Source organism: Paenibacillus sp. OK060 (genome assembly GCF_900101205.1).
GTDB classification, from domain to species: domain Bacteria; phylum Bacillota; class Bacilli; order Paenibacillales; family Paenibacillaceae; genus Paenibacillus; species Paenibacillus marchantiae.
The window spans coordinates 205,994-222,348 of record NZ_FNFR01000007.1; the positions used below are offsets into that span (position 1 = coordinate 205,994).

The following is a 16,355-nucleotide window of genomic DNA, read 5'->3' on the forward strand; positions in this document are numbered from 1 at the left end:
CGTCATGATAGTGAATGAACAGACAACAGGAAACAACAAGAAAATGACTTCGTATTTGGCACCTTTGGTTCAACAGATACCGCCATCCGGTATACGCAAATTTTTTGATCTGGTTGGCGATAACAAGGATATCATCACACTGGGTGTAGGTGAACCGGACTTTGTAACACCGTGGCATATGCGTGAAGCTTGTGTATATTCACTCGAAAGAGGCATGACCAGTTACACTTCCAATGCGGGTATGCCGAAACTGAGGGAAGCCATCAGCGAGTATCTGGATACTCAATTTGATACCAAGTATGATCCAAAGGACGAAATTATCGTTACCGTTGGTGGCAGTGAAGCCATTGATCTGGCATTGCGTGCATTGATTGTACCCGGAGACGAAATTCTGATTCCAGAACCTTCGTATGTGGCATATTCTCCAATCGCTTCGATTGGTGGAGGTATACCGGTTGGTGTAGAAACGTATGCGAAGGATCAATTTAAACTGACTGCCGAGGCGCTGGAAGCGGGAATTACGCCGAAGTCGAAGGTTCTTATCCTCTGTTATCCGAGCAATCCGACAGGTGCCATCATGACCTATGAAGAATGGCTGCCTATTGCTGAAGTGATCAAAAAGCATGATCTGATCGTCATTGCGGATGAGATTTATGCTGAGCTGACGTATACGCAAAAACATGTTAGTTTCGCTACGATTCCGGATATGAAGGAACGTACCATTTTGGTTAGTGGGTTTTCCAAGGCTTTTGCGATGACCGGCTGGCGAATTGGGTATATGTGCGGACATCCCGAACTGATTGCAGCCATGCTCAAAATTCATCAGTACACGGTGATGTGTGCACCTGCTATGGGACAGGTGGCCGCGCTTGAGGCATTGACGAACGGTTTGGGTGAGAAGGATAGAATGGTTGAATCCTATAATCAGCGCAGACGCCTTATCGTGCAGGGTTTTAGAGATATTGGACTGGACTGCCATGAACCCCAGGGAGCATTTTATGCATTTCCTAGTATCCAGAAGACGGGGCTGAGTTCGGATCTTTTTGCTGAGCGTTTGCTAACGGAAAATAAAGTGGCGGCTGTACCGGGGAATGTATTTGGTCCACAAGGTGAAGGATTTCTTCGTTGTTCCTATGCAACATCTGTGACCCAATTGAATGAAGCCTTGGAACGAATCGGAAACTTTGTTTACAAACTGCAAAAAGAGGGTTAATAGGGATTAGAAGCTTCTGATCGACATAAACTTTCTTCAAACTAGAAAAAAATAACTTTCTTTTACAAAATATTGTGATATAATTTCAATTTGAAATAAGTTTTTCTTGTATTTGGAAACTAATTTTTCCAAGGAGGGGTTGGCTTTGTTTTGTGTTGAATATGATTTACCGACTAATCGTGGGCATTATTTGGCAGAAGGCGATCATGGCGACCGATGGTCGGTGAAACCGGATCACGCATCTTTGCATAACGTTTCCTTGGAAGATGAGATCCATATGCTACGCCGCAAGATGGAACAGATATTCCTTGAAGAGAAATCATTCACATCCGATATTGTAATTGAAATTAGCAGTTTGCTAGATTTGAAGATTAATGAATACATGAAGGCTAATCCGATTAAAGGAAAGTAATTTTTCGTTGTATCGAAACGTTACGCATATTCGATTCGAAGAAGACCCGGAAAGGGTCTTTTTTTTTGATCTATGAACAGATTGCTTTGGATAGGTAGGGTTATTTTTTTGCGTGGAACAATTGTGATATATTGTACATAGGAGACTAAAGGGGGAACTGGAATGAAGAGATTTTGGGGGCTTACCGCAATTATTTCTATGATTTTTCTGCTTGCTGGCTGTGGCGGTAAGGACGGTTTTACAATTTTTATCATTGACAACCAAGGAAATCCATCCGTGATCTCGGAGCAGTTGCAAGCTAATTTGCAGCAGAAGCTGGGCGAGGAGCCCAAGGTGGAGGTTATCACCAGTGCGATGTATGATGTTCAGAAAATTATGGTAGAATATGCGGCTGGCGGTCATGATATTTTCATTTTGCCTGAGGCTGATATGAAGCAGTACGGAAGTAACGGCTCCAATATTCCGCTGGATGATACATTTGATGCGGAGAAGTATAAGCGCGGTGTATTTGAAGGCGGGGTCCTGGTTGAAAAGGGTGAAGGAGATGACGGTTCAGATATCAAGACAGAATCACATCTCTATGGCATTCCGCTGGAAGATATGCAAATGTTCAAAGATGTAGATTATGCTGCGCAAAATCTGTTTGCTACCATTCCAGTGTCGGCGTCTAATGTCGAAGAATCCAAGAAAGTGCTGAAGGCGCTGACAGAGTAAATGCAATCTAGTATGGCTACTGAAGGAGGGGAGCGGATTGCTAATTACGGTCACAGGCGGCATAGGCAGTGGTAAAACCCGATTTGCGCTTGGATACGCAGCCCGGATTAGCCGGGAGGGCATCTATTTATCCACTGGTGATCATGATCCCGTGATTCCCGAATTGCCATCCGCTCATTATCGTGCCATCCAGGCTGGGAACGGCCAGCACCTGACGGAGGTGCTTCACCAGATTAATCGGGAATCCAATCTCTTCCTGGCAGATCAGCGGATTGTCATTGTGGATAGTCTGACCGCATGGATGGCAGCCGGGTTCAGGGCAAGTGATGATCTGGATCAGCAGCGTTCAGAGACACAGCTGTTGCTGGACGCCCTTCTGTCTTACCAGGGAAAGCTGCTCGTGATTACCAATGAAATGCACGGTTCTTTATATCCTTCAGAGGAAGAACGAATTTTTGCAGCAAGAATGGCGTCAGTTAACCGGGCGTTGCAGGCGCATTCGGAACAGATGTATCTGTTGATATCTGGCTTGCCTGTTGATCTCAAAGATCGAGGGCTGCGATATGAAGATTAGTATTTCATAGTGTTAAACGATGGACGAGCCTAAAGAAGCCTCCGTTACCACAAATTGTGGTGCGGAGGCTTTATTTTATGACAAAAGCTATGCGTGTAAATTTCTTTATTTCCGAGTTTTATTGCGTCTGATCCACCAGATTATACAGCCAACAACAATAATCGCCAGAAGTACATATACGACCAGGGAGTACACGTCCATAAAGTGCAGGATACTCTCCCATGACGCACCGAGAGCTGCACCAACCGAGACGAGAATAATATTCCAGGCCAGTGTTCCAATGGTTGTGAAGAGCAGGAATAAACCAAATTTCATGTTGGACATGCCAGCAGGAATCGAAATCAGGCTGCGAACAAGGGGGACCATGCGACAGAATAGTACGGTCCACATTCCATATTTGTCAAACCATGCATCGACACGGTGGATATCTTCTTTTTTGATCCGCAGAATATGACCCCAACGTTCTACAATCTTCTCCAGCCGATTGACATCAATCAGCAGTCCGATCCCATAGAGAATGACTGCCCCAAGCACAGAACCAATGGTAGCAGCAATAATAACACCGGGAAGAGTCAAGCTGGTATAGGTGGTCATGAAGCCGCCAAAAGGTAATATGATTTCGGAGGGGATGGGGGGGAATACGTTTTCAAGCGCAATAATGAGTGCAATGCCTATGTAGCCGTATTGTTCCATGAAATCGGTTATCCAGTTTTGCATAATCGTCTCCTCTACTTTTGGTTTGCAAGGATTTGGCGTATACTCGGCAGAGTACACCAACTCATATATACGTGTGAAGGATCTCACTGGTTTCTGAAAATAATAGCATTCCCGTATTCATAGTAGGTCAAGTATACTGATTAAGTTAAACTCTAGAAGGGCATGCATTTATGTTTAACCCCAGCGTTCTACCATGCGAATGATATTAACAATAGGAGGGATTACAATGGGCATATATACACGAACAGGTGACGAGGGACAGACCTCAGTCATTGGTGGACGGGTTATCAAGGACGATGACCGGGTTGAAGCTTATGGGACAATTGATGAGCTGAATTGTTTTGTTGGGCAGGCCATCAGTTTTATTGATCAAGCTAACGGGAAATTTGAGGATTTGCGTGAACACTTGCTCGAAATTCAGCAAGAATTGTTTGATTGCGGGTCCGATCTCGCCTTTGTAAAAATTAGCGAAACCAAATATAAAGTACGTGATGAGATGGTCACCCGGCTTGAGCAATGGATTGATCTGTATGATGCGGAAAATCCGAAGGTGGAACGGTTTATTTTGCCAGGGGGCAGTTTGCTCTCTTCCACATTACATGTCTGCCGTACAGTATGTCGTCGCGCTGAACGCCGTGCCGTAACACTCGGACAGCACACGGATATCAACCCTTCTGTACGACGTTATTTGAATCGTCTGTCTGATTATTTCTTCGTTGTAGCTCGGACTGCTAATGCGAGACAACAGGTAGCTGACATTGAGTATGTGCGGAGCAAAAAAGTATTCCGCCGCAAAGACAAAGAATGAGCGATTATTATTCACCACTTATTTACACGGTTCCGGAAAATGAAGATGGCTGGCTGCTGAAGACCGTGCTTCAGCGGCGCCTACAGGTTTCGCGCAAGCTCCTGTCGAGAATCAAACTTACAGAGCAGGGAATTATGTTGAATGGCGAGCGGGTATACATCAGCGTCAAAGTTAGCGCAGGTGACGTCCTGGAAGTCCGAATGGAACAGGAAGAGTCGGATGATATTTTACCTGAGCCGATTCCCTTTACGATACTGTATGAAGATGAGCACTTGCTTATCGTGAACAAAGATTCCGGTGTCATCGTACATCCAACACATGGGCATTACACAGGTACTTTGGCAAACGGGGTTGTCCATTATTGGAAGTCCAAAGGCGAGCGATTCCGCTTCAGGCCGATTCATCGACTGGATCAGGAAACATCGGGTGTGCTGGCAATCGCAAAAAATCCATATGTGCACCAGCATGTGTCTGAACAGATGATCGCAGGAACGGTGGATAAACAATATATTGCCTTAGTGCACGGTAGTCCTGCCCAAGAAGAGGGGGCCATCGATGGCCCGATTGATCGTGATCCCGAAGAGCCGCATCGTCGAATCGTTACACCTGACGGGTATGCGGCAAGAACGTTATACACGACCGTTGTCCGATGGGCGGGCGGAAGTGCCAGTGCGGTGAATCTGAAGTTGGAGAGCGGCAGAACCCATCAAATAAGGGTACATATGACATCGATTGGCTGCCCGTTAATTGGGGATCGGATGTACAAGACCCTTCCTGTGCATGAGATCGATGGGCAGACCATGGCTGTTCGGGAGGAACGAGATACTTGGATTGCCCGTCAGGCATTGCACGCATGTGAGCTGGCGTTTGACCATCCCATTTTGCAAAGCCGTATGACGTTCCAAGCCCCGTTGCCCGCTGATATGGCTGCCCTGGAGGCTCGCCTGGATACGGAGGCATCACCTAGAGAAGTATTGTGAAATGCTGTCAAACGGCCTGTGATTTGCGCTGTGTGCGGACTTCAGTGCATGGTGCGTCCGCATATCAACTGGATGTAAGATAACCCATGTGAGGGATGCGATGTATCCGAACAATATGCCGTAGGCTAAGGTCTTGCGATTATAAGCTCTTTGGTTCTAGAGCTCTTAGGTCATAGTGTCTTGATCCTAAAATGATATAACCGAATGTATATTTTTCTCATTCGAAAAGAGGTTTAAAATTACAGTGCGATGGTATCGGTTTGAAGCGACTTTTGGATTTGCAAAGCAAACCAAGGGAAGCGAGAAGTCGAAACCGGAGCACCACCGGAGCACACATAGGAGGACAAGTAACGATGAGTAATCTAAAAGTATATCAATACGCCAAATGTGGCACGTGCCGCAAAGCCGTAAAATGGCTGGAAGCTCAGGGGCATGAGCTGGAATTAATCCCTATTTTCGACACACCTCCATCCGAAGCAGAATTAACGGAGTTGATTCAGAAGAGCGGAGTTGAAGTGAAGAAGTTCTTTAATACGAGTGGGGAAGTGTACAAGGAGCAGCAATTGAAGGACAAGCTGCCAGGGTTGTCCACAGAAGAGCAGATTCGTTTGCTGGCTTCCAATGGTCGTCTGATTAAACGTCCAATCGTTACGGATGGTCACAAAGTGACCGTAGGATTCAAAGAAGACACGTATGAGCAGGAATGGAACAACGCGTAATTTATAGATGAATGATTTCATTGATTGTTAAATGAACCAAGGTGAAAAAGGCTCTGAATGTTCAAATTTCAGGGCTTTTTTGGCTGGTCGATCCTTGGCGGAACTATGCTATAATGATAGAATTAGTTCGATATTTTATTTGCTAGATACAGGACAGGAGAGAACAAATTCAAGTGAATCAACGTAATGAACCTACTTTGTTGCTGGTAGATGGTATGGCGGTGTTGTTCCGTGCATTCTATGCAACATCTGCAAGCGGATATATCAGACGTACAAAGGCAGGCGTGCCAACCAACGCAGTATACGGATTTATCCGTTATTTTTGGGATGCGGTTCAGACCTTTGGGCCAAGTCATGTCGTATGCTGTTGGGATATGGGGGGCAAGACGTTTCGCGGTGAAGAGTATGCAGCGTACAAGGGGAACCGTCCGGAAGCTCCGGATGATCTGATTCCTCAATTTGCTCTGATTCGTGAAGTGATGGATAGTTTGAACATTCCGAATATTGGCGCTCAAGGATATGAGGCTGATGATTGCATCGGTACACTTGCCAAGTACTACACCGAGCAGACGGATATGAACGTGATGGTACTTACGGGTGACCATGATATGCTGCAACTGATTGATGACCGCACAAGCATTATTATTATGAAAAAAGGTCATGGCAATTACATGGTGTATACGCCTGAATCTCTAATGACGGAGAAACAACTGACACCTCGTCAAGTGATTGACATGAAAGGTCTGATGGGCGATGCCAGTGACAATTATCCTGGGGTACGGGGCATTGGGGAGAAGACGGCTTTGAAACTTGTGCAGGAGTTTGGCTCCATAGAAGGCATTTTGGACAATATGGATAAACTTACCCCTTCGGTACGTAACAAGATTGAGAATGATCTCGATATGCTTCATCTGTCTCGTAAACTGGCAGAGATTCACTGTGCTGTTCCGGTAGCTTGTGCACTGGATGTATGTGAATTGCGTCTTGATCCGGATACGGTGATGGACAAGTTCGAACAACTTGAGATGAAGAGCCTGGGCTCTTGGATGGGAGTGGCAATAGGGTGAGTAGTATGCAGACAAAAAGGACGGGCAAAAAGTGGTGGACAGGGGCTATGGCCCTCGTCCTTGCTTTGCCGGTAATCCTTTCAGGAGCGGTGAGTGCTCCACAGACAGCGGATGCCAAAGCGGCAATTAGCACCAAGGTACAGAAAGTAAAAGCAGCAGGACGCAGTTTTACCGTGCAGACGGTTAGTATTCCCAAGGGTACACCAGTTACCGTAGGATTGGCGAAGAAGCAGGTCGGTCAGACCGCAACATTACCTTCGATTGTTAAGGCATATGGCGCACAAGCGGCCATTAACGGAGCATTTTTTGAAGCTTATAACGGAGCTCCAGATCCATACGGCATGTTAATAGCAAATGGCAAGGTTATACATATTGGAAGATACGGAACAACGATTGGGTTTAAGGAAGATGGTTCAGCCATCATGGATTCGCTTCAAGTGAGTCTGACGGGTAAAGTAACAGATAAAGAAGGGAAATCACGCAGTTGGTATGCGACCTTTATTAACCGAACACCTTCCGCGAATGCGAGTATTACGATGTTATACACGCCAGAGCGGGGATCTACAGTCGGGTTCAAAGGAGGTACGGCGGTTGTGATGGAGAAAGGGATTGTCACCAAGAAAGTACCGAATACCGATGTAGCCATTCCGAAGAATGGCTCGGTGCTGGTCTTCACGGGAAATCAGAAATCTTCGTCGGATCGCTTCACCGTTGGATCAACTGTAGAGATGAATTATAAATACACCAATGCAGCAGGCAAAGAGATCCCTTGGCAAGATGTAGTTACCGCTGTGGGCGCAGGTCCGCGTCTGGTGAAAGACGGCAAAGTTGCCGTAAATCCAACGAGTGAGGGCTTCAAGGATACCAAAATTCTCAATGCCTCCGGCGCAAGAAGCGGTATAGCCATAATGGCCGACGGTTCGGTTATGTTGGCTACCGTCTCAGGAGCGACGATCAAAGAATGGGCTGCTGTCATGCAGAAGCTTGGTGCCAAGGAGGCAATGAACCTGGATGGTGGTGCATCTTCTGGCATGTATGCTGGTGGCAAAATGCTTACTTCCCCGGGCCGCTTGTTAAGTAATACACTTGTTTTTGGTGGCTCTGTTCGTTAAAAGAAAGCTAATATGGGAGGTAGGATCAGATGACACTCACACATAACCGGAAGCCAGATGAAAGCAAAACGGCGGTATTAGCTGTAAACGTAGGGCAACTTCAGGCCTTGCCTGGCCAGAAGCGCGAAGTGATGAGCGGCATTGTGAAAAATCCCATATCCAGCCCGGTCTTCCTGTCATTCACCGGAATGACAGGGGATGCCCAGGCGGATCTCGAGCATCATGGTGGGCCTGATAAGGCAGTTTGTGTATACGATTACAGTCGTTATGCGGCGCTTGAACAACTGATGGATCGCAAGCTGGATTGGGGAGCTTGTGGAGAAAATCTGACAGTTGAAGGCTGTATGGAGGAAGAAGTCCGGATCGGTGATGTGTATGAATTGGGGGAAGCTACGGTACAGGTCAGCCAGCCAAGACAGCCTTGCTTCAAGCTTGGTGCACGGTATGATTACAAAGAGCTGCCTGTTTATTTTCAGGATAGCGGGCATACCGGATTTTATTTTCGGGTGTTGCAAGAGGGCGAGGTAACTCCTTCTGCAATATTCAGACGAATAAGCACGAACCCTGCATCAATGACCATTCTGGAAGCCAATCGAATTATGCATCAGGGGAAGCAGGATGCCGTTGCTATGCGTGCTTTGCTGGCCATTCCAACGTTAGCCGACAGCTGGAAGCAGACCTTATTGAAGCGATTGGCCAAGCTCGAAACTGCTGAACAGGATTAATTCATGCCCTCGTTTAGAGAACAGATTCGAAGATCCATTTTAATTTTAAACTACTTGGGAGAGTGACTAACATGACGATTTTAGGCGCAATTGAAGCTGGAGGAACCAAATTTGTATGTGGTATCGGTACGGAAGAAGGAGAAGTTCTTGAGCGCGTAAGCTTTCCAACGACGACACCGGAAGAGACGATGGCTCTAGTAATCGCTTTTTTTGAAGGTAAAGGTATTGAAGCTTTGGGTGTAGGTTCATTTGGTCCAATTGATCCGATTGAAGGAAGCCCGACCTATGGTTACATCACAACAACACCCAAACCGCATTGGGGTCAGTATAACCTGATTGGTAAGCTCAAGGAGCACTTTGATGTACCGATGACGTTCGACACGGATGTGAACGGTGCTGCGCTTGGGGAAGCAACCTGGGGGGCTGCACAAGGCCTGGATAGCTGTCTGTATATTACTGTCGGAACGGGTATTGGTGCAGGCGCAGTTGTAGGTGGCAAAATGGTCCATGGATTGTCACATCCAGAGATGGGACACATCATTGTACGCAGACATCCTGAAGATACGTATGAAGGGTTCTGTCCGTATCATGGAGACTGTCTGGAAGGGCTTGCCGCAGGTCCTGCTATCAATAAACGTTGGGAGCAACCAGCTTACGATCTGCCAGCCGATCACAAGGCCTGGGAGATTGAAGCACATTACCTGGCGCATGCTCTGATGAATTATGTATTGATCCTCACACCTCAGAAAATTGTAATGGGTGGCGGTGTGATGAAGCAGGAGCATCTGTTCCCAATGGTTCGCAGCAAACTGCAGGAATTGCTCGCTGGATACGTTCAGCATCCTGCACTTCAGTCCGAAATTGACAAGTATGTCGTTTCACCGGGACTTGGCGATAACGCAGGACTGTGTGGTTCGCTTGCGTTGGCCAAATTGGCTTTGAACAAGTAAATAGCTTTACAAACAAGCAGTTGACGAATTTTTCCATTGTGGTAATATTATGAGCAACAGCATAGCACGGTTTATGAGGAAGCACCTCTCTTGCATGGATTTTGCAGGAGAGGTGTTTTTTTTGTTGCTTAATTTAGCACAAAACAGACTGTGTCGAGCTGAACTATTGAAGGAGGGACAAGAAATGGAAGTCATTTTCATGAACAGATTATCCAGAATGTCAGGTCAGAATGAAGAGCATGCGCAGTTGTGGATCGGTGAAGAAGAAGGAGCGTGGCATCTGGGATGGAGCCGATATGAAGAAGGAGATCGAACGGATGACATCTGGTATGCTGGCAGTTCGTGGGACGAGCTGTTACATGTTTATCGTCATCAGTTAGCCATACAGATGGGCGAAGGATATCGTCCGTTGCTGCAGGGTATGTTTCACGAAAATGATGATTTGAAGTCGCGCAGTTATGGCGGTCAACGTCTTCATTGTTACAGTGAATTATATGGCAATGAGGGGCTGTATATGGACCTATGCATATGGCGCAGGAAGAGAGCAGCGTCTGACCGGAAGGCCCCCTATTTTATTGCAACGAACCGGTTGTTACGCATGATCAGTGCATTTGTTCCACAAACCATCGATGAATTGATGCAACTGCCTGGCGTAGGAGAGAGCAAGGCTTCCGAGTACGGAGCTGAATGGTTGGAGCTTACGAATGGACTGGAACGTTCCACATCTTTTCCGCTAGAGTGGGTGTACTCGGTTCTGAAGGAACAAGAATATGAGAGCTGGTTGTACAAACAGAGAGAGCAGAAATACAAGCAGGAGCTAGACAGATTTACCACACGGAAGCAGGTACTTGAAGGGATGAAAGAAGGATATACGTTAGAGGAGATCGTGAATCGTTCCGGATTGTCCCGTCGGGAGCTAATTGAACTGTTAGAGGCACTGGATTTGGAGGGGTATGACACAGATTGTCTACTCGATGCGGAGCTTGCTGTCATGCCCGAAGAGGAGCAAGAGGCGGTATGGAGCGCCTACGAGGAGCTGGGAGATACGTTTCTGAAGCCCGTGTTACATAAGGTGTATGGAGAAGAGAAGCCTGGCGGGAGCAATCTGGAGCAGGTCTACGAAAGACTGCGCATGATTCGCATCCGGTTTCGTCGTCACACAGAGACGGAGCAGAATGCAGGCTAGATTGGAAATAGGACGTTAGTTGTCATACAATAAACTAATTATAAAAAAAGACGAAGCGTCTCCAAAAGTGGAGCGCTTCGTCTTTTGCTATTTCAAACCCAATCCTTTTTGCGGAAAATAAAGAACATGCTTAGGCCCAGCGTAACCATTAGGCCAATAACCACGAAATAACCATATTTCCAGTCCAACTCAGGCATGTTCGTGAAGTTCATCCCATAGATGCCAGTGATAACGGTCAGCGGCATGAACACCGTGGTAATGGCGGTGAACACACGCATGATTTCATTCGCCCGGTTGGCGATACTGGATTGGTAAGCTTCTCGTAAGTTCCCCATCAGGTCGCGATAAGTCTCAAAGGTTTCGGATATTTTCACAGCATTCTCATAAATGTCACTGAAATACTTTTGCAGTTGATCATCAATAAGACGCAGATCTTTTTTATTGAGTGTGTTAATGACCTCTTTCTGAGGTCCAAGCACTTTCTTCAGCCACAGAATCTCACTGCGCAACCCGATAATCTCATTCAGATGAGACTTCTTGGTGTGCATCAGAATGTCTTCTTCTAGCTTCTCGATACGCGCTTCAATTCGGTCACCGACGGTAAAGTAATTATCAACAATTAAGTCAACCAACAGGTACAGTAGCTTATCCGGCGTACTGATTTCCTGTTCCCATAGGATCGGTTTCAATGTCCGCAATTCGCTGACTTTCTGTTTGGTCACACTGATAATAAAGTGTCTGCCAAGGAACAAGTTGACGGCACGTAAAAAAATCTCTTCATCATCAAAACGAATGCTATTAATAACAATAAAATAATGGCTCTCATAAATTTCAATCTTCGGACGTTGTTCTTCGTCACTCAAACAGTCTTCCACGGCCAGATCATGCATCATGAACAGCGGTTGAAGTACCGCCAAATCGTCTACGTCCGCATCAATCCAGTAAAACCCCTCCGCTGGTGGAGTCAGCGCCTGCTGAATGTCGTCCACCGGAATAAATACACCGTTATTTACCAACCGGATTTTCATTATTCATCTACTCCTTCTGCACCCGCCAAATGGGCGGATTTCATCAATATGGGCGCAAAAAGAACAGATCAGCCGGTCGGCAGCGGAGCCTGGAAGTCAGGACTGCGTTCGCTCTATAATCAAAGGGAAGTAACGTCCCGCTGCCGGCATGCTGATATCAATTCTCTATGCAGTTTGTCGGAATTCGGCTGCCAGTCAGGCCTCGGGTCGCCATCCATTGAATATGTCACCTCTCACATAAGGGTTTATAACACTTGTCTAGTATACCGCTGGTACAGGGTCCTTTCAAGCGCAAAAATGTGTCGATTTCGCGCCCTGGAGCAGTGTATGACAACGGATGATGAACGGTTCCGATCCTGAGGAACAGACATTGAACTACACCTTGACGTGAGGGGATTAATGTCTTAAAGTAAAAGGTGAACCACACTAGTATTTACAATTGAATAAAGCGAAATCTTATCAAGAGTAGGTGGAGGGACTGGCCCGATGAAACCCGGCAACCGGCGGTATACCGCACGGTGCTAATTCTTGCAGCGACCAAGTGTCCAAGTGACACTGTTGTAACTGAGAGATGAGAGAGGCGCATATCTATTTACATATGACCTTTCTCGGAATCCGAGGAAGGTCTTTGTTATATGCACCGACTTCTCAGCAGTGATTTTCGCTAAGGAACTTGAGCTTGCCGCCAGCAATGTGGTTGCAATTCAGCGCCTGCAGGCAAGCTCATGGCAGCCTATAACTGTACGGATGCGAATCGTATCGATTCCGCAGTGGCTGCATCTATTTATGCACAAGGAGGAGTTAGAAACACCATGCCAATCAAAATTCCAGACACACTGCCTGCCAAGGAAGTACTTGCAGGAGAGAACATCTTTGTCATGGACGAGACATCTGCTTACCAGCAGGACATTCGTCCACTACGTATCGCTATATTAAACCTGATGCCCACAAAGGAAACGACAGAAACACAATTGCTTCGTCTGGTGGGTAACACACCAATTCAGGTAGATATCGTTCTGGTTCATCCGAAGTCTCATACGTCCAAGAATACTTCCCAGGAATATTTGGACTTGTTCTACAAAACCTTTGATGAGATTGAACACCGCCGTTTTGACGGCATGATCATTACAGGCGCTCCTGTAGAGCAAATGGACTTTGAAGACGTGAACTATTGGAAAGAAATCCAGGAGATCTTCGAATGGACCAAAACCAATGTGACTTCGACCATGCATATATGTTGGGCTTCCCAAGCGGGTTTATACCATCATTTTGGAGTTCCCAAAGTTCCGCTGGATGAAAAATGTTTTGGCGTATTCTCACATACGATCAACAGATCCAATGTGCAGTTGCTGCGCGGATTTGATGAAGTATTCAACGTCCCGCATTCCCGCCATACGGAAGTGCGACGTGAAGATATTGAAAAAAACGAAAACCTTGAGATATTGGCTGAATCTGAGGAAGCGGGTATTTTCCTGGTTGCTACCAAAGACGGCAAACAGATTTTTGCAACCGGACATGCTGAGTATGACCCTCTTTCATTGAAATGGGAATATGACCGTGATGCAGCTAAAGGCATGGACATTGCGCTGCCTAGACATTATTTCCCGAATGACGATCCTTCCCGTGTTCCCCCGGCCACTTGGCGGGCACATGCAAACTTATTATTCTCTAATTGGCTCAATTACTATGTGTATCAAGAGACACCTTACGATATTGGTCCGCAAATCTAATCGACATTACAGGAGGATGCTGCAATGGAAGACAATAAGTTGAAAATCGAAAGTCGATTGGCCCAAATTGGGTCTATCAATGAACCGGTAACGGGCGCCATTAATTTTCCGATCTATCAATCCACTGCGTTTCGCCACCCAAAGCTTGGACAAAGCACGGGATTTGATTATATTCGTACGACCAATCCAACCCGTAAAGTGTTGGAAGAAGCAGCGGCAGCGTTGGAATCCGGTGATGCAGGTTTTGCTTGTAGCTCCGGCATGGCTGCTTTGCAAACGATTTTCGCTTTATTTGGACAAGGGGATCATCTGATTGTATCGCTGGATCTGTACGGCGGAACGTATCGTTTGCTTGAACGCATCCTGTCTCGATTTGGTGTGACGGCAAGTTACGTAGATACCAATGACCTGGCAGCTCTGGAAAGTATTCGTCAGCCGAATACAAAAGCGGTATTTATTGAGACACCAACCAATCCACTAATGATGATTACGGATGTGGAAGCGGTATGCTCCTGGGCCAAGAGCCATAACTTGCTGACCATTGTGGATAATACACTACTGACTCCATTCTTCCAGCGTCCAATTGAACTCGGTGCTGATATCATCATCCATAGTGCCACGAAGTATCTGGGTGGTCATAATGATGTACTTGCCGGATTAATTATTACCAAAGGGGAAGAATTGTCGGCCGAAATGGCATTCCTGCACAATTCTATTGGAGCAGTGTTGTCTCCAAGCGACTCCTATCAGCTGATGAAAGGCATGAAGACACTCGCTCTTCGTATGGAGCGGCATGAGTATAATGCTTTGACGATTGCCAAGTACCTTTTGGAGCACCCAGCCGTTAATGAAGTGTATCATCCTGGTTTGTCGGATCATCCCGGATTTGAAATACAGAATAAACAATCCAGTGGAAATACAGGCATTTTCTCTTTCAAAGTAAAGGATGCTCGTTATGTTGAACCGTTGCTTCGTCACATCAAACTGATTGCTTTTGCGGAAAGCCTCGGGGGTGTAGAGTCATTGATGACTTATCCTGCGGTACAGACCCATGCGGATATTCCGATTGAAATTCGTGACGCGGTAGGTGTAGATGACCGTCTGTTGCGCTTCTCTGTAGGGATCGAGCACGCCGAAGATCTGATTGCCGATCTGGGCAATGCACTCACAGCTGCACAGCAGGAGATAGAAGGGGGAACGCATCATGAGTGAGCAAAACAATAATGCCAACAATCATGAACGGAATGTTCATTCCGACCTGAAGTTCGATACCAAGCTGCTGCATTTCGGTGATGAAATCGATAAAACCACCGGGGCTTCCAGTGTGCCAATTTACCAGGCCTCCACATTCCATCATTTTGATATTTTTAATCCACCTCAACATGATTATAGTCGTTCCGGTAACCCGACTCGTCAGGCATTGGAGGATTACATTACATTATTGGAGGGTGGGGCACGCGGATTTGCCTATTCCTCAGGCATGGCTGCCATCTCCAGTGTGTTCATGATGTTCTCGGCAGGCGATCACATGATTGTGACGGAAGATGTATATGGAGGAACGTATCGACTGCTTACTTCCATTCTGAGCCGGATGCAGATTGAGACTACCTTTGTGGATATGACCAATATTGATGAAGTGAAGGCAGCGCTCAAACCGAATACGAAGGCAGTCTATATGGAAACACCATCCAACCCGACACTTCGGATCACGGATATTGCTGCAGTCACCTCCTGGGCACAGGAACATGAGTTAATCTCCATTCTTGATAACACCTTCATGACGCCTTATTACCAACGTCCGATTGAGCTCGGGGTGGATATTGTCGTACATAGTGCGACCAAGTTTCTTGGCGGACACAGTGATGTGCTGGCAGGTTTAGCCGTTGCTAGTACGGATTCATTGGGTACACAGCTAAAACAATTGCAGAATGGACTTGGAACCGTGCTCGGGGCTCAGGAATCCTGGCTGCTGATGCGTGGTATGAAAACCTTGGGTGCGCGTATGGCACACAGTGAACAGAGCACAGCGAAGCTGGCTGCATGGCTTAGTGGACGCAGTGATATTACGGCTGTATTTTATCCGGGGCTGCTGGATCATCCCGGCCGTGAAGCTCATGAACGTCAGTCAAGCGGATACGGGGCAGTCGTGTCATTTGACGTTGGTTCAGGCGATCGGGCCAAGGCAGTACTTAATCGTGTGAAATTGCCAATTGTTGCCGTGAGTTTGGGTGCGGTTGAAAGTATCTTGTCTTATCCTGCGATGATGTCTCATGCGGCTATGCCGGCTGAGGTTCGCCGTGATCGGGGTATAACTGACGGATTACTGCGCTTCTCTGTAGGTCTGGAAGACATCGATGACCTGATTGCAGATCTGGATCAGGCACTTCAGGACTCGTAGGATCGAACCGTATTGAAACACG

General features: G+C 46.7%; 17 protein-coding genes and 1 riboswitch. Of the genes, 15 read left to right on the forward strand and 2 right to left on the reverse strand.

The window, feature by feature from the left end; genetic code table 11:
• Nucleotides 1-4: 4 nt before the first annotated feature.
• The 4 genes from BLS14_RS24545 to BLS14_RS24560 all read left to right on the forward strand — a co-directional run bounded on the left by BLS14_RS24545 (nt 5) and on the right by BLS14_RS24560 (nt 2,913).
• Nucleotides 5-1,213, forward strand: a complete 1,209-nt coding sequence (locus tag BLS14_RS24545; protein WP_063564217.1) for an aminotransferase class I/II-fold pyridoxal phosphate-dependent enzyme — start codon at nt 5-7, stop codon at nt 1,211-1,213.
• Nucleotides 1,214-1,403: 190 nt separating this feature from the next.
• On the forward strand, nt 1,404-1,625 hold the full coding sequence (locus tag BLS14_RS24550) for an aspartyl-phosphate phosphatase Spo0E family protein (protein WP_323374397.1): 222 nt from the start codon (nt 1,404-1,406) through the stop codon (nt 1,623-1,625).
• 162 nt (nt 1,626-1,787) lie between these two features.
• The gene (locus BLS14_RS24555) at nt 1,788-2,339 is read left to right on the forward strand and encodes a type 2 periplasmic-binding domain-containing protein (RefSeq protein ID WP_063564218.1); all 552 of its coding nucleotides are present in this window, start codon (nt 1,788-1,790) and stop codon (nt 2,337-2,339) included.
• 37 nt (nt 2,340-2,376) lie between these two features.
• Nucleotides 2,377-2,913: a bifunctional adenosylcobinamide kinase/adenosylcobinamide-phosphate guanylyltransferase gene (locus BLS14_RS24560; RefSeq protein ID WP_072734039.1), complete on the forward strand. Its 537-nt coding sequence runs from the start codon at nt 2,377-2,379 to the stop codon at nt 2,911-2,913.
• 105 nt (nt 2,914-3,018) lie between these two features.
• On the opposite strand, the gene BLS14_RS24565 is transcribed toward BLS14_RS24560, so the two are convergent.
• Entirely contained in the window at nt 3,019-3,630 is a 612-nt protein-coding gene (locus BLS14_RS24565; RefSeq protein WP_024628348.1) for a DedA family protein, read from the reverse strand.
• A gap of 226 nt (nt 3,631-3,856) precedes the next feature.
• Between BLS14_RS24565 and BLS14_RS24570 the strand changes: the two genes are divergently transcribed.
• From BLS14_RS24570 to BLS14_RS24605, 8 genes are all read left to right on the forward strand, one after another.
• Nucleotides 3,857-4,438 carry a cob(I)yrinic acid a,c-diamide adenosyltransferase gene (locus BLS14_RS24570; protein ID WP_076289912.1) on the forward strand — a complete coding sequence of 194 codons (582 nt, stop codon included), beginning with the start codon at nt 3,857-3,859 and terminating at the stop codon, nt 4,436-4,438.
• On the forward strand, nt 4,435-5,418 hold the full coding sequence (locus BLS14_RS24575) for an RluA family pseudouridine synthase (RefSeq protein ID WP_090808661.1): 984 nt from the start codon (nt 4,435-4,437) through the stop codon (nt 5,416-5,418). The genes BLS14_RS24570 and BLS14_RS24575 overlap by 4 nt, the downstream gene beginning before the upstream one ends.
• Before the next feature lie 353 nt (nt 5,419-5,771).
• A complete protein-coding gene (locus BLS14_RS24580; protein ID WP_063564222.1) occupies nt 5,772-6,137 on the forward strand; it encodes an arsenate reductase family protein in 366 nt (121 codons plus the stop codon).
• Between the two features lie 173 nt (nt 6,138-6,310).
• Nucleotides 6,311-7,204, forward strand: a complete 894-nt coding sequence (locus BLS14_RS24585; RefSeq protein ID WP_090954449.1) for a 5'-3' exonuclease — start codon at nt 6,311-6,313, stop codon at nt 7,202-7,204.
• Nucleotides 7,205-7,209: 5 nt separating this feature from the next.
• Nucleotides 7,210-8,316, forward strand: a complete 1,107-nt coding sequence (locus tag BLS14_RS24590) for a phosphodiester glycosidase family protein (protein ID WP_256336662.1) — start codon at nt 7,210-7,212, stop codon at nt 8,314-8,316.
• Nucleotides 8,317-8,345: 29 nt separating this feature from the next.
• Nucleotides 8,346-9,041: an MOSC domain-containing protein gene (locus BLS14_RS24595; RefSeq protein WP_090954453.1), complete on the forward strand. Its 696-nt coding sequence runs from the start codon at nt 8,346-8,348 to the stop codon at nt 9,039-9,041.
• A 71-nt stretch (nt 9,042-9,112) separates the two neighbouring features.
• Nucleotides 9,113-9,991 carry an ROK family protein gene (locus BLS14_RS24600; RefSeq protein WP_090954456.1) on the forward strand — a complete coding sequence of 293 codons (879 nt, stop codon included), beginning with the start codon at nt 9,113-9,115 and terminating at the stop codon, nt 9,989-9,991.
• 184 nt (nt 9,992-10,175) lie between these two features.
• Nucleotides 10,176-11,177, forward strand: a complete 1,002-nt coding sequence (locus tag BLS14_RS24605) for an HRDC domain-containing protein (protein WP_063564225.1) — start codon at nt 10,176-10,178, stop codon at nt 11,175-11,177.
• Between the two features lie 92 nt (nt 11,178-11,269).
• On the opposite strand, the gene corA is transcribed toward BLS14_RS24605, so the two are convergent.
• Nucleotides 11,270-12,205, reverse strand: coding sequence for a magnesium/cobalt transporter CorA (gene corA, locus BLS14_RS24610; protein WP_053780458.1), 936 nt, complete (start codon nt 12,203-12,205; stop codon nt 11,270-11,272).
• A gap of 453 nt (nt 12,206-12,658) precedes the next feature.
• A riboswitch (SAM riboswitch) is annotated at nt 12,659-12,783 on the forward strand.
• Nucleotides 12,784-13,017: 234 nt separating this feature from the next.
• Here corA and metA point away from each other — a divergent pair.
• From metA to BLS14_RS24625, 3 genes are read left to right on the forward strand one after another with little or no spacing between them, the layout of a single operon-like run.
• Nucleotides 13,018-13,935, forward strand: a complete 918-nt coding sequence (gene metA, locus BLS14_RS24615; RefSeq protein WP_063564335.1) for a homoserine O-acetyltransferase MetA — start codon at nt 13,018-13,020, stop codon at nt 13,933-13,935.
• Nucleotides 13,936-13,959: 24 nt separating this feature from the next.
• The gene (locus tag BLS14_RS24620) at nt 13,960-15,147 is read left to right on the forward strand and encodes an aminotransferase class I/II-fold pyridoxal phosphate-dependent enzyme (RefSeq protein WP_053780460.1); all 1,188 of its coding nucleotides are present in this window, start codon (nt 13,960-13,962) and stop codon (nt 15,145-15,147) included.
• A complete protein-coding gene (locus tag BLS14_RS24625; protein ID WP_090954458.1) occupies nt 15,140-16,333 on the forward strand; it encodes a trans-sulfuration enzyme family protein in 1,194 nt (397 codons plus the stop codon). The genes BLS14_RS24620 and BLS14_RS24625 overlap by 8 nt, the downstream gene beginning before the upstream one ends.
• Nucleotides 16,334-16,355: the final 22 nt, after the last annotated feature.

Coding starts and splice junctions, on each gene's coding strand:
- BLS14_RS24545 (WP_063564217.1), top strand. CDS start 5: ATGATAGTGAATGAACAGACAACAGGAAACAACAAGAAAATGACTTCG.
- BLS14_RS24555 (WP_063564218.1), top strand. CDS start 1,788: ATGAAGAGATTTTGGGGGCTTACCGCAATTATTTCTATGATTTTTCTG.
- BLS14_RS24565 (WP_024628348.1), bottom strand. CDS start 3,630: ATGCAAAACTGGATAACCGATTTCATGGAACAATACGGCTACATAGGC.
- BLS14_RS24570 (WP_076289912.1), top strand. CDS start 3,857: ATGGGCATATATACACGAACAGGTGACGAGGGACAGACCTCAGTCATT.
- BLS14_RS24575 (WP_090808661.1), top strand. CDS start 4,435: ATGAGCGATTATTATTCACCACTTATTTACACGGTTCCGGAAAATGAA.
- BLS14_RS24580 (WP_063564222.1), top strand. CDS start 5,772: ATGAGTAATCTAAAAGTATATCAATACGCCAAATGTGGCACGTGCCGC.
- BLS14_RS24590 (WP_256336662.1), top strand. CDS start 7,210: ATGCAGACAAAAAGGACGGGCAAAAAGTGGTGGACAGGGGCTATGGCC.
- BLS14_RS24595 (WP_090954453.1), top strand. CDS start 8,346: ATGACACTCACACATAACCGGAAGCCAGATGAAAGCAAAACGGCGGTA.
- BLS14_RS24600 (WP_090954456.1), top strand. CDS start 9,113: ATGACGATTTTAGGCGCAATTGAAGCTGGAGGAACCAAATTTGTATGT.
- BLS14_RS24605 (WP_063564225.1), top strand. CDS start 10,176: ATGGAAGTCATTTTCATGAACAGATTATCCAGAATGTCAGGTCAGAAT.
- corA (WP_053780458.1), bottom strand. CDS start 12,205: ATGAAAATCCGGTTGGTAAATAACGGTGTATTTATTCCGGTGGACGAC.
- metA (WP_063564335.1), top strand. CDS start 13,018: ATGCCAATCAAAATTCCAGACACACTGCCTGCCAAGGAAGTACTTGCA.
- BLS14_RS24620 (WP_053780460.1), top strand. CDS start 13,960: ATGGAAGACAATAAGTTGAAAATCGAAAGTCGATTGGCCCAAATTGGG.
- BLS14_RS24625 (WP_090954458.1), top strand. CDS start 15,140: ATGAGTGAGCAAAACAATAATGCCAACAATCATGAACGGAATGTTCAT.